This window comes from Nocardia sp. NPDC047038 (assembly GCF_040644075.1).
Classification (GTDB): Bacteria; Actinomycetota; Actinomycetes; order Mycobacteriales; family Mycobacteriaceae; genus Nocardia; species Nocardia sichangensis.
Window position 1 is genome coordinate 352,667 of the sequence record NZ_JBEYVQ010000001.1, and the last position, 12,426, is coordinate 365,092.

Annotated in this window: 11 protein-coding genes; 3 read left to right on the plus strand and 8 right to left on the minus strand. The window is 67.3% G+C overall.

Annotation, left to right across the window (positions count from 1 at the left end; genetic code table 11):
• Positions 1–128: 128 nt before the first annotated feature.
• Positions 129–950, plus strand: a complete 822-nt coding sequence (locus tag ABZ824_RS01755) for an SAM-dependent methyltransferase (RefSeq protein WP_356961085.1) — start codon at positions 129–131, stop codon at positions 948–950.
• A 316-nt stretch (positions 951–1,266) separates the two neighbouring features.
• Here the strand turns inward: ABZ824_RS01755 and ABZ824_RS01760 are convergent, their stop codons facing one another.
• Positions 1,267–2,259 carry an LLM class F420-dependent oxidoreductase gene (locus tag ABZ824_RS01760; protein ID WP_356961087.1) on the minus strand — a complete coding sequence of 331 codons (993 nt, stop codon included), beginning with the start codon at positions 2,257–2,259 and terminating at the stop codon, positions 1,267–1,269.
• Between the two features lie 209 nt (positions 2,260–2,468).
• On the opposite strand from ABZ824_RS01760, the gene ABZ824_RS01765 reads away from it, so the two are divergent.
• A complete protein-coding gene (locus tag ABZ824_RS01765) occupies positions 2,469–3,017 on the plus strand; it encodes a hypothetical protein (protein WP_355078745.1) in 549 nt (182 codons plus the stop codon).
• Between the two features lie 115 nt (positions 3,018–3,132).
• Here ABZ824_RS01765 and ABZ824_RS01770 read toward each other — a convergent pair whose 3' ends face one another.
• From ABZ824_RS01770 to ABZ824_RS01785, 4 genes are all read right to left on the minus strand, one after another.
• The gene (locus ABZ824_RS01770; protein WP_355078746.1) at positions 3,133–4,080 is read right to left on the minus strand and encodes a TauD/TfdA family dioxygenase; all 948 of its coding nucleotides are present in this window, start codon (positions 4,078–4,080) and stop codon (positions 3,133–3,135) included.
• 170 nt (positions 4,081–4,250) lie between these two features.
• The gene (locus tag ABZ824_RS01775) at positions 4,251–5,141 is read right to left on the minus strand and encodes an ABC transporter permease (RefSeq protein ID WP_356961088.1); all 891 of its coding nucleotides are present in this window, start codon (positions 5,139–5,141) and stop codon (positions 4,251–4,253) included.
• Positions 5,134–5,994, minus strand: a complete 861-nt coding sequence (locus ABZ824_RS01780) for an ABC transporter ATP-binding protein (RefSeq protein WP_356961090.1) — start codon at positions 5,992–5,994, stop codon at positions 5,134–5,136. Before ABZ824_RS01780 ends, ABZ824_RS01775 begins: the two co-directional genes overlap by 8 nt.
• A complete protein-coding gene (locus ABZ824_RS01785; RefSeq protein WP_356961091.1) occupies positions 5,991–7,073 on the minus strand; it encodes an ABC transporter substrate-binding protein in 1,083 nt (360 codons plus the stop codon). The genes ABZ824_RS01780 and ABZ824_RS01785 overlap by 4 nt, the downstream gene beginning before the upstream one ends.
• Positions 7,074–7,854: 781 nt before the next feature.
• Here ABZ824_RS01785 and mgtE point away from each other — a divergent pair.
• On the plus strand, positions 7,855–9,219 hold the full coding sequence (gene mgtE, locus ABZ824_RS01790; protein WP_355078750.1) for a magnesium transporter: 1,365 nt from the start codon (positions 7,855–7,857) through the stop codon (positions 9,217–9,219).
• 25 nt (positions 9,220–9,244) lie between these two features.
• Here the strand turns inward: mgtE and ABZ824_RS01795 are convergent, their stop codons facing one another.
• The 3 genes from ABZ824_RS01795 to ABZ824_RS01805 all read right to left on the minus strand — a co-directional run bounded on the left by ABZ824_RS01795 (position 9,245) and on the right by ABZ824_RS01805 (position 12,416).
• Positions 9,245–10,204 carry a hypothetical protein gene (locus ABZ824_RS01795; RefSeq protein ID WP_356961093.1) on the minus strand — a complete coding sequence of 320 codons (960 nt, stop codon included), beginning with the start codon at positions 10,202–10,204 and terminating at the stop codon, positions 9,245–9,247.
• A 130-nt stretch (positions 10,205–10,334) separates the two neighbouring features.
• Positions 10,335–11,297 carry a class 1b ribonucleoside-diphosphate reductase subunit beta gene (gene nrdF / locus ABZ824_RS01800; RefSeq protein WP_355078753.1) on the minus strand — a complete coding sequence of 321 codons (963 nt, stop codon included), beginning with the start codon at positions 11,295–11,297 and terminating at the stop codon, positions 10,335–10,337.
• Positions 11,298–11,528: 231 nt separating this feature from the next.
• A complete protein-coding gene (locus ABZ824_RS01805; RefSeq protein WP_356962415.1) occupies positions 11,529–12,416 on the minus strand; it encodes a dioxygenase in 888 nt (295 codons plus the stop codon).
• Positions 12,417–12,426 lie beyond the last annotated feature (10 nt).

Genomic DNA, 12,426 nt, shown 5'->3' on the forward strand with positions numbered 1-12,426 from the left:
CTGAGATCGCGCTCGCCTACGCTCGAAGCGCAACCCCATCCTGCGCTCTTCCTCGTACAGTGTGCGGTGGGCTGTCCGCGTCTGGAATATGCTGGGGCAGAGGCGATCCGGTAGTGATGGGAACGACGATGACCGATCTCGGCGGCAATGGGAAGCCGCTCAGGGCGATTCACGACGCGAGCGTGCCGAGCAGCGCTCGAATATACGACTATGTGCTGGGTGGGAAAGACCACTATCAAGTGGATCGGGACGCGGCCGAGAAAGTGATCGCGGCGTTTCCCACCACCAGGGTCGCGGCTCGGCAGAACCGGTCGTTCATGCACCGTGCGGTGAACGCGTTGACCGAGTTGGGCGTGACGCAGTTCCTCGACGTCGGCACCGGCATCCCCACCGAGCCGAACCTGCACCAGGTGGCGCAGGCGCCGACGCCCGAAGCGCGGGTGGTCTACGTGGACAACGACCCGATCGTGCTGACCCATGCCCGCGCCCTGCTCACCGGCACGCCGGAGGGCCGCACCGCGTACGTCGACGCCGACCTGAAGGACCCCGCGGCGATCCTGTCCGCGCCCGAACTCCGCGAGACCCTGGACCTGGAGCGCCCCGTGGCGCTGAGCCTGGTCGCCGTGCTGCATTTCCTGGCCGACGAGCAGGACCCCTACGGGATCGTCGAGACATTGATGGATGCTCTCGCGCCGGGATCGTTCCTCGTGGTCTCGCACATCACCGCCGACCTCGAACCGGAGATGATGACCGACGCACTCGACGTGTACCGGCAGAGCGGGGTCTATGCCCAGACGCGCACGCGGGACGAATTCGCCCGGTTCTTCACCGGGTTGGAACTATTGGACCCGGGAATCGTCGTCACCAATCAATGGCGTCCGCAGGGCGAGTCGCCGTCTTGGCTCGACTCGCAAGTGAACTGCTGGAGCGCGGTCGGCCGCAAGGTGTGAGGTTGTGTTGTTCGGCAGCGCCTGCGGCGCTGCGAACGGTCGCTCGTAGGACTCGCTCCGTTGTGGTGCGCAAGTGGTGAATCGAGCTATTGAAGGCTGGGCCGCGGTCGTGGGGACTCGGCAAATGGCGGGCTTCGAAGGGAAGCTGCAGTCGCTACGGCTCGGCTGGTGGCGAATATCTCCGGAGTAGGCGTCCCGACGGCTCGGCCGACGGGGACCTTCCCGAGAGGAGGAGTCGCGAGGGCTCGGGCGTAGGCGAACCTTCCCGGGGCAGGAATCACGGAGGCTCGGTGCTCGTGAGTCCTGCCCCGCGTGATCAGCTCAGGGCCGGGAGCACTTCGCGTTCGAAGAGTTCGATGCCGGAGGTGTCGTAGGCGGCTTCGGGGAAGTTGAAGATGGCGTAGCCGAGGCCGAGGTCGCGGACCCGGCGCAGGTTCTCGGCGATCTGCTCGGGGGTGCCGGTGGCGGCGCCGCTGTTGTACAGCTGCTCGAAGTAGGACTTGGCCGCGTCGGCGCCGATGACGGGCGTCAGGCGGGCTTTCAGCGCCTCCAGGCGATCCTCTACTTCGGCCTGCGTGGAGCCGATGACGACATTGAAGTTGGAACTGCGGGTGATCGCGTCGAAGTCGGTGCCGACGTCGGCGCAATGCGCGCGCAGCACCTCGGACTTGTGGGTGAACTCGTCGGGATTGCCGCTGAAGTTGGTGTACTGGGCGTATTTCGCCGCGATGCGCAGCGTCTTCTTCTCGCCTCCACCAGCGATCCACAGCGGAATCCCGCCCTGCTGGAGGGGAAGCGGGCGCACGATCGCGCCGTCCACCTGGTAGTACTTGCCGTCGAGGGTGGCCGAACCGGTGGTCCACGCCTGCCGGAAGATCTGCACGCCTTCGTCGAGGCGGCCCAGCCGTTCGCCCGCGGACGGGAATCCGTAGCCGTAGGCGCGCCACTCGTGTTCGTACCAGCCACCGCCGATGCCCATCTCGACGCGTCCGCCGGAGATCAGGTCGACCGTCGCGGCCACCTTGGCCAGGTAGGCCGGGTTGCGGTAGCTGATCGCGGTACACATCTGGCCCAGGCGGATACGCGAGGTGGTCGCGGCGAACGCCGACATCAGCGACCACGCTTCATGCGTCGCCTCCTCGGTGGGCACCGGAACGGTGTGGAAGTGGTCGTACACCCACAGCGATTCCCACACCGGGTTCGCATCGGCGCGCTGGGCGAGGTCTCGCATCACCCCCCATTGGTCCGCCGGATCGATGCCCACCAGATCGAGCCGCCAACCCTGCGGGACGAAGATGCCGAAGCGCACGAATATCTCCTTCGTGTGTACCCGAAACGGCCGCGGCGAGCGCCGCGGCCTCTACCTCACTGTTACCAGTGCGCCGCGCGCTGGCAACCGTTCGGCGCTCGACGCATCGAATTCACGCGATCGCCCTGGCCGAATGGGCCATTCCGGAAGGCTGCTCACCAACAGAATTCGCTGGCGGTAGGCGGGCGAATATCGCACGCTGGAAACGTATGAACGAGGAAAGAAGACATCGGGACAAAGAAACGCAGCCTCGGCTCGGCGTCGATTTCGGCCGGGTCATCCAGGGGGCCGCTCTAGCGCCCGGGGACGAGGACACAGTGTTCCTCTCCGGCGGGCTCGAGGAGGCGCTGCGCACGCCGCCCAGCGTGGGCGCTTTCGAGGTACTGCCGCGCCTGGTCCGGCGGTTCGAGGGGCGCGCCTGGGTGATTTCCAAATGTGGCCCGCGGATCGAGCAGCGCACCCGCCAGTGGCTCGATCACCACGACTTCTACGACCGCACCGGGATCGCCCGGGAGAACGTGCGCTTCTGCCGTGCCCGGGCGGACAAGGCGGTGCACTGCGCCGAACTCGGCATCACGCACATGATCGACGATCGCGTCGACGTTCACCGTGCGCTGCGTGAGGTAGTGCCGCACCGATTGCTGTTCGGCGCGCAGTCGGAGCCGGTCCCCGAGTGGGTGCGACACGTCCCGACCTGGGAGGACGCGGAGCGGGCCGTGCTGGAGACGACGGATCGGTTTCCGCGGGCGCACCTGTAGTCCGGTGCGCGGGGCCGGGAGCCGGTTTCCGGTTCGAGCGCTTCGGCTCGCGTGCTGTGACCGCACGAAATCGGCCGGGAGCTCGCGCGCCCGGCCGATCGCGTCTGTTCGATCCCTACGCGCCGGTGAACTTCTCTCCGGCCACGGACTTCGACGGCTCACCGTCGACGCCGACCGGGATGTCGCCCTCGAGGGTGGTGCGGTACAGCACCCGGGTGACATCGAGGTGGTCCAGATCGCTCGGGGCGAGATGCGCGGTGACCCGGTTGTCCCAGAACGCGATGCTGCCCTTCTGCCAGCGGAAGCGGACCGTGTAGGCGGGGTGGGTGACCTCGTCGAACAGCAGCTTCAACACCGCGTCGCTCTGGTTCGGGGTGAGCCCGACGATCCGGGTGGTGAAGCCGGGGTTGACGAACAGCGCCCGCTCACCGGTCACCGGGTGCACCCGGACGACCGGGTGCTCGGTGACCAGCGGCGCGGCCGCGACCTTCTTCGCGTAGTCGCTGTCGGAGTTCCAGGCCGGCCTGTTGCCGCCGAAGCGGTGCTCGGCGCGCAGCCCTTCGGCGAAGCGCTTGAGCGACTCGGGCAGGTTCTCGTAGGCGGCGACGAGGTTCGTCCAGCCGGTGTCGCCGCCGCGCTCCGGGGCGATCTCGGCGCGCAGGATGGAGGCCGCGGGCGGGTTGATCAGCGCGGAGACATCGGTGTGCCAGTGGTTGGTGTAGCTGTGCTTGCGCACACCGAACCGCTTCTCGTACAGCCGGCTGTCGACCGCGAGGATCTCCGGGTACTCCGTGGGCGCGTCGTCGTCGTACGGGTGCGACGGCGTGACCGCGCCGAAGCGGCGGGAGAAGGCGATCTGCTGTGCGTGATCGATGTGCTGATCGCGGAAGAACAGCACCTTGTAGGTGTGCAGCGCGTCGGTGATGGCCTCGACCTGCTGGTCGGTCAGCGACTCACGGAGATCGACGCCGGAGATCTCGGCGCCGATGTGCCCGGCGACGGGAGCGACGTGCACCGCGCCATCGGTAGCGGTCGAGACGGGGGATTCGTGTACAGCGGTCATCGGAAGAACTCATTTCGGATCAGAGGATCGGGCCGGCGGCAACCGGAGAGGCGGGGTCTGCGGCAAGGCGACAAGCGCTGCCGCAGACGCGCATGAAGTCGACGACGCGACGTTTGGTCAGCGCCTGCACGACGACTGCCTTCCGAGCGCGGGGTGGGCGGGCATGGTTATCAGGCGTTCGCCGGGGCGCGCCACCGCGACAGGCGGCGTTCCAGGGCGACCAGCAGGCCGTTGAAGGCGAGGCCGAGCAGCGAGATGGCGAGGATGCCCGCGTACATGTTCGGGATCGCGAAGTTCTGCTGCGCGGCGGTGATCAGATAGCCGAGACCGGCCCTGGCTCCGAACATCTCGGCGGCCAGCAGCACGAGGATCGAGCTGGCGGCGGCCATCCGCAGGCCGGTGAAGATGGACGGCAGCGCCGCGGGCAGGATCACCTTCTGGAACAGCCGCAACGGCGAGAAACCCAGGGAGGCGGCCGATTTGACGAGCAGCGGATCGACGGTGCGCACGCCGGTGATGGTGTTCAGCAGAATCGGGAAGAAGCTCGCGTAGACGACGATGGCGACCTTCGAGGTCTCGCCGATGCCCAGGATCAGCAGGAACACCGGCAGCAACGCCAGCGCCGCGGTGTTGCGGAACAGTTCGAGAATGGGGTTCAGGAAGTCCGCGACCGGCTTGTACCAGGCGATCGCGATGCCCACCGGAATGCCGGCTATCAACGCGAGCGAGTACCCGGCCAGCGAACGGTTCAGGCTCGCGGAGAGGTGGGTCCACATCTCCCCGCTCGCCACCAGATCGGCGAACGCCTGGGCGACCACCGAGAACGGCGGCAGGAATACCTCGTCCACCAGGCCGAGGGTCGGGGCGAGCTGCCACAGCAGCAGGAACAGGGCGATGACGACGGTCGGTTTGAACACCCGCCAGGCCAACCGGCTCACCGCGCGGATGGCTTGCGTTCCGGCGGAGGGCGCGGTCTCGGCCCTGCGCACCGGGACAGGCCGGGCCTGCGCGGCCGCGCTCTCCCGTACCGGCCGTTCGCTCAGCTGAATGGCACTAGACATTGGCCGTCCTCTCGGTGGTGGATTCGACGTCGGCCGTGTGGTCGGACAAGGACTTCAGTTCCAGGCTCGCGGCCCGCTGGACCTCGCTGTGCAGCAGCGTCCAGATCTCGTGGCGGTAATCCCGGAAGCGTTCGGAGGAGCGGATGTCGTCGTCGGTGTCCCGGTCGATCTCGACGTCGACGATGGCCTTGATCCGGCCGGGTCGCGAGGTCAGCACGGCCACCCGCTGGCCCAGGTACACCGCCTCATCGATGCCGTGGGTGATGAACAGGACGGTCTTGCCGGTGGCACGCCAGATGCGCAACAGTTCGTCCTGCAACGACTCCCGGGTCTGCGCGTCGAGCGCGGCGAACGGCTCGTCCATCAGCAGCACCTCGGGATCGAACGCGAGACTGCGCGCGATCGCGACGCGCTGTTTCATGCCGCCGGACAGCTCGTGCGGGTAGCGGTCGCCGAAACCGGCTAGCCCGACCAGCTCCAGATAGTGCTCGGCGAGTTCGCGGCGCGCCTTGCGGCGTAAACCCTTGGCCTCCAGTCCGAATTCGATGTTGGATCGGGCCGTCCGCCATGGCAGCAGCGCGTACTGCTGGAAGACGACGCCGCGATCCAGGCCGGGGCCGGTGATCGGCTTGCCGTCCAGCAGGATCTCACCGGAGCTGGGCTTGCTCAGCCCGCCCAGCAGGTCCAGCAGCGTGGACTTGCCCGAACCACTCGGGCCGACCAGCACCAGGAATTCGCCCTCGCGCAGCTCCAGCGAGATGTCGTCGAGCGCGGTGAATCGCTCGTGCGAGCCGCGCACCGCGAACTGCTTGCTCACTCCGGTGAGCGACAGTTTCGTCGCCGTCGTGGTCATTTCGCGGCCACCACCTCTCCGGTCGGCCCGGCCTCCGGCTTGTACTTGCCGTTGGCGTAAGGGTTGAACTTGTTGGTGAACAGATCCGCTGCCTTCAACTTGCCGTTCGGCAGTTCGCCGTTGCGCACCAGCCAGTCGATCCAGATCTGCAGTTCCTTGTCCGCGACCACCGCACCCGGCACCGGGATTCCGGAGCTGAGCCAGTACGGCACCAAGTTGGTGTTCTCGTTGCGGCCGCGCTTGTTGATGATCTGGGTGAACCGCTCGCGCACCTGCTCGCGGGGCGTCACCTGGAGCCAGCGGATAGCGCGTGCGGTGCCCTGCACGAAGTCCTCCACCGCTTCGGGATTCTTGGCGATGTAGTCGTTGCGGAAGACATAGGTGCCGTAGTCGAACGTGCCGAAGATGGCTTTGTCGGTGTAGAGCGGGTGGATGCCGCCGCGCCGGAGGGCGGTGTCCCGGAAGACGCTACCCAAGGCCGCGACGTCGACCTGTCCCTTGCGCAGCGCGTCCTCGGTGTTGGCCGGCGGCACGACGATCAGTTGCACCTGCTTGATCTCGTCTTCGGTCAGGCCTTGCTGATGCAGCCACTCCCTGGTGATGAATTCGTGGTGCGCACCGAGGGTGTTGACCGCGACCTTCTTGCCGATCAGATCGCGCGGCGAGTTGATGCCGGAATCGTCACGCACGTAGTAACCGGTGAACGACTGCTCGTCCGCGCCATAGGAACTGAGCACGGAGGTGACCTTCGCGCCGCCCGCGATCAGCTTGACCACCGCGCCGTTGAACGCGCTGCCGAACTCGACTTGGTTCGTCGCCGCGGCCTGGATATTGGCGGGGCCACTGGTGGTGTCGCCTTCCCAATGCAGGCTTACCTTGCTGAAATAGCCTAGGTCGTCGGCCAATTCGAAGGCGCTCACCTGCCCGGTGGAGCCTTGGTAGCGCAGCACGGTCTTGCCGTCCGCGGTCTTGGCGGGTGCGGACTCGCCGCAGCCGGTGAGCACGGACAGCCCGGTGAGCACCGCTACGGCGGCGGAGAGAGCGCGGGCGACGCGCCGGGACGAGGGGAGGAAAGGCATTGTTGTTCTTTCGAAGACGAGAAGACGCCGTGCGATTCGACGCTCGGCGTCCGGAGACACCACAGCGGGAGCGATGCGGCGGTGGACGACCGTGCGGGATCCGGTCGGAAACGAGGGCCGCGTTGCCTCAGCGGCAACAGATTCCGTGCGGAACGCGCATGAAGTCGACCGCGCGACGGCGGATCAGGGCGGTGGCTGTCGACACTTCGAAACTTTCGTGAGCTGTACTGGTGCCTGCGTGCGCCGATGTGTTTCGGCACTTGCCTGGCAAACACTGTCCCGGTTCCCAAGCATGGGAGCAACAGTTCGACGCCGACTGCGTATAACCCTGTTTTACGGCGGCCGATGGACTACGAAGGGGTCAGGCTGACGCGCGGTAACGCATCGCCCGGTTCCGGTCGTCCCGGCGGTCGTCGCTTGCGCTGCGGACGAGTCGCGTCGCGGTTTCCCGGTGCGGAGGTCTCGTATGACGCGCGGACCCCGGTGTGGAGCGGCTTCGGTCACAACACCCTGTCGTAAGGTGATCATCATCTCCGAAGCGATGTAAGCTGCACGAGGACATTTTCGTGTCCGTGAGATGTTGATCCGAACGGTGCGGATATCCGAGTTCCGCGGCGGCGACGAGAGGGAGGTGGGGTAGCGATGCGCAGCGAACCTCCCAGTCGAAGGCCGCGCGGCGCCGCCCCTTCGCATTCCTAGTCAGGTCGCGACGGCAGGGGCCGGCGCCCGCGGTGTGAATTTCGAGCTCTCCGTTCACTCACGCATGTGCTGAGGTCCTCTCATGTCGCAGACCGACATCATCGAAGTACGCCCGACGCTGTCCGAATCCCTCCAGGACATCGTCGAAACCCGCCGCGTGGACGCCGCGCTGGACTGGCTCGGCAACCACCCGCCGCACGTCATCGCCGATCAACTCGCCCGGATGGATGCCGTGCGGGCCGGGATGGCGTTCCGCCTGCTCGACAAAGACCTGGCGCTGGCCGTCTTCGAGGAACTCGAGCCGGTGGACCAGCAGCAGATCCTGCAGGGGCTGCGCGATCAGAGCTTCCGCGACCTGGTCGAGGGCATGGCGCCCGACGACCGCGCCCGAATGCTGCGCGAGGCGCCCGCCAAGGTCGCCAAGAAGGCGCTGGCCGGGCTGAGCCCGCGCGAGCGGCGGATGACCGCGAGCCTGCTCGGCTACCCGGAGGGGTCCGCGGGGCAGTACATGACACCGGAGGTGGTGGCGCTGCCGCGCGACCTCACGGTGGCCGAAGCGCTCGGCATGGTGCGGGCCAAGGGCGGCAACGCCGAGACGGTGTACACGCTGCCCGTCGTCGACGCGGGCAGGCGGCTGACCGGCATCGTCGAGCTGCGCGAACTGGTGCTCAGCAAGCCGGAGACGATGGTGTCGGAGCTGGTCGTCACCGAGCCCGCCTTCGCGCGCGCCACCGACGCCGCGGAGAAGGCGGCCCGCTTGATGCGCGAGACCAACGACATCAACCTGCCGGTCGTGGACAGCGAGGACCGGCTGGTCGGCCTGCTGACCATCGATGACGCGGTCGAGGTGATCGAGGCCGCCGACAGCGAGGACGTCGCGTTGCAGGCGGGATCCGCGCCGTGGGAAGGCCACTACATGGCCGCCGGGGTGTTCCAGCTGGCCCGCTACCGCGCGCTGTGGCTGCTGCTGTTGCTGTTCGCGGCGACCCTCACGGTGAGCGTGACGGACTTCTTCGAGGGCACCTTGCAGCAGGCGGCGCATCTGGCGCTGTTCATCCCGCTGCTGATCGGCGCGGGCGGCAACGCGGGCGCGCAGGCCGCCACCGCCTGCGTGCGCGCGGTGGCGGTCGGCGAGGTCCGGGTGTCGGACCTGTTCCGGGTGATCTGGCGGGAATGCCGGGTAGGTCTGGTGCTGGGATCACTGCTGGCGTCCGTCGGCCTGGCCATCGGGGCCTTGTTCGTCGGTCCGCGCATCGCACTGGTCGTCGGGATCACACTGGTCTTGATCTGCGGCTGGGCCGCCACCATCGGCGGCACCATGCCCCTGCTGGCCAAGAAACTGCGCATCGACCCCGCGGTCGTCTCCGCCCCGATGGTCACCACCCTGGTCGACGCCACCGGTCTGATCATCTACTTCACGACGGCCAAACTGGTCCTCGGTATCTGAGGGCGCGGTGTGCTCGACGATCGCCCTACGGAAAGAGCGTGAGTACTTGGCGCACAACATCTTCGAGGGCCGCGTCAGCCTTGCCGGTGAGCGAGATGGCGGGTAGGCGCGGCCCGAGCGAACCGCGGTTCTCCGATGCGAGCGGCGGTCCGACCGCGACGTTGTAGAACCGCAGTTCGTCGGCGGCATCTCGGTAGACGGTGCGGTCGCCGACGGTGAAAGCCGGACTGCCCGCGGTGACCAGCGACTCCGCGCTGTATTCGTACGCGAGACGAATCTCGTCGCCGTGATACGAGAACGTGCAGCTGGAGACCCGCTGTTGCGCGGGTTCCGCCGTGACGCCGAGCCGCGGCAGCACCGCGCAGGGGTCGGCGCCGGTCAGCACGGTGGTGATCGTCTCCGCCGCGCTGCCCTGACGTGGCTCCCGCTCCCATTCGGATACCGCCGTGGTGATCAGTGACTTGGCGATCGGGCACGGCTCGACCCCCAAGGGCGTGTCCACCCACAGGCCGATCGCGGCGAAGGAGGGGAAGCGTGCGGTGGCCGAACAGGAGCGCTGGACGAGTTGCCCGGCCTGTTCGGCGCTCAGTGTGTCCTTGTCCGCCAGCAAGGTGATGGTCACGTCGCCGAGTCGCTCGGTAGTACCCCGATCGTTCTTCACTTCCGGCGCCGGTCCCCCCATGGCCCAGCGGACGGATTTTCCCTTGTAGCGTTCCGAGCTGTCGAGTTCGGCCCTGCACGAGTTCAGCCCGTCGGTGCCGACGGTGCGCAATTGCCCGACTTCGGCCAGTTCGGCTCGAGGCAGCAACGCGCAGGTGTCCATCGCGCGCATGCGGCGCAGCACTTCCAGACGCTGGTCGTCGGTCTGCGGCACGGTCGACCAGAAGGATCCGTCACCGGTCTGCGGAGTCGCCGCCGGACCGTCGTCCTGACACGCGGCAGCGGTCAACAGCACCGCCGCGATCAGAGCCAGTCGTCGGTACATCGAGAAACCCCCTCTTCGGATCGGAATACAGTTGTGGCGCGGAATCTTCGCCGCCGGGTCGGCGATCGGAGACAAGGCGAGGGCCCGGCATCGCTGCCGGGCCCCGTTGTCCCACACCATAACTGATGGTTCAGAACTCCCAGTCTTCGTCCTCGGTGTTGACGGCCTTGCCGATGACGTAACTCGAGCCGGAGCCGGAGAAGAAGTCGTGGTTCTCGTCGGCGTTGGGGGAGAGCGCCGAGAGGATGGCCGGGTTCACCTCGGTTTCGTCCTTGGGGAACAGGCCCTCGTAGCCGAGGTTCATCAGCGCCTTGTTGGCGTTGTAGCGCAGGAACTTCTTCACGTCCTCGGTGAGGCCGACTTCGTCGTAGAGGTCCTGGGTGTAGTCGACCTCGTTGTCGTAGAGCTCGAACAGCAGCTCGAAGGTGTAGTTCTTGAGCTCGTCGCGCTCGGCCTGGGTGACCTGCTCCAGGCCCTTCTGGTACTTGTAGCCGATGTAGTAACCGTGGACCGCTTCGTCCCGGATGATCAGCCGGATCATGTCGGCGGTGTTGGTGAGCTTGGCCCGCGACGACCAGTGCATGGGCAGGTAGAAGCCGGAGTAGAACAGGAAGCTCTCCAGCAGCGTGGAGGCGACCTTGCGCTTGAGCGGATCGTCGCCCCGGTAGTACTCCAGCACGATCTCGGCCTTGCGCTGGAGGTTGCGGTTCTCCTCCGACCAGCGGAACGCCTCGTCGATCTCGCGCGTGGAGCACAGCGTGGAGAAGATCGAGCTGTAGCTCTTGGCGTGCACCGACTCCATGAACGCGATGTTGGTGAGTACCGCCTCTTCGTGCGGGGTGAGCGCGTCCGGGATCAGGCTCACCGCGCCGACCGTGCCCTGGATGGTGTCCAGCAGGGTCAGGCCGGTGAAGACCCGCATGGTCAGTTGCTTCTCGTCGGCGGTCAGGGTGTTCCACGACGGAATGTCGTTGGAGACCGGGACCTTCTCCGGCAGCCAGAAGTTGCCGGTCAGCCGGTCCCAGACCTCGGCGTCCTTTTCGTCGGGCACCCGATTCCAGTTGATGGCCGACACCCGATCGATCAGTTTCATCCTGCCTCCACGCCTTTCCCGAGCACCTGTCGTCACGGAATGTCTACCCTCGGGACACTACTCCTTGTGGCCGACATGTCCGCTCAGCACAACACCTTGTGTCGCCGCGGCAGGCGTCTACGTCGGGAAGAACGCTGTGACGCGCCGCGCGCGGCCCCCTATTGTGCGGCAAGCGGTGAGCCGCCGTGGCTCGGCCCCTGGCCCGTGGCGGTCGGGCACGGGGGCCGCCGGTCACCGCGGCGGGCGACCGCCGGGTGCGCCGCCGCCGGGTCCGCCGGGCGGGCGCCCACCGGACTGCGGCCCGGCACCGTTGTCCGACTGCGTGTTCTGTGATTTCTCGGCGACGCCCACGGTGAGCGCCACCCGGAGCCCGGAGGACGGCGTGCCCGTCACGGTGGCCAGTTCCGCGTCCCAGCCGTCGCCGAAGACGTTGTCGGAGGCCAGCGTGACCTGCGAAAGGTTGGTGACGCTGCGCGCGTAGCCGGAGTCGTGGGCGAACACCGCCTCGCAGATGTCCTGGGGCAGGGCGATCTGCGAGGTCAAACGGGCGTTCTGGCCCGCGACCGCGGTCTGCAGCGAGTCGTAGACCTCGAAATGGATGTGCGGCCACCGGCCCGAGTAGCAGGCGGGGAAGATCGAGGTGAAGGTCACCTTCCCGTCGTCGCCCGCCACCTGCACGCCGCGCAGATAGTTCTGCTCGGTGATGCCGCTGCTGTAGAGCGAGTAGCTGCCATCCCGGTCGCAGTGCCACACGTACACTGCCATGCCCGCCCCGGCGGCGCCGTTCTTCGCCAAGTCGCGCAGCGTCAGCTCGAGTGTCATCGGGACGCCCTGCGCGACATCGGAATAAGAGCCGAACGAGGTGGTGATGTCACTGCGCACCACGCCGGATTCGATGAGGATGTTGGGTCCGTTCGATCCGTCGCCCGGGTACGGACCCGCGGTCTCCTGCGGGGCGGCGGTGGCGCCGCCGGATTGTGTGGCGGTGGCGGACGCCGTCGCAGTGGCCGTGGCCGCGGTGTCGTTCGATCCCGACGCGCAACCGGCCGCGACCGCCGCCGCGCCCGCGGTCGCCCCGAGGAAGAACAGGGCGCGGCGGCGCGACACCATCACCTTCATGTCATGTGCG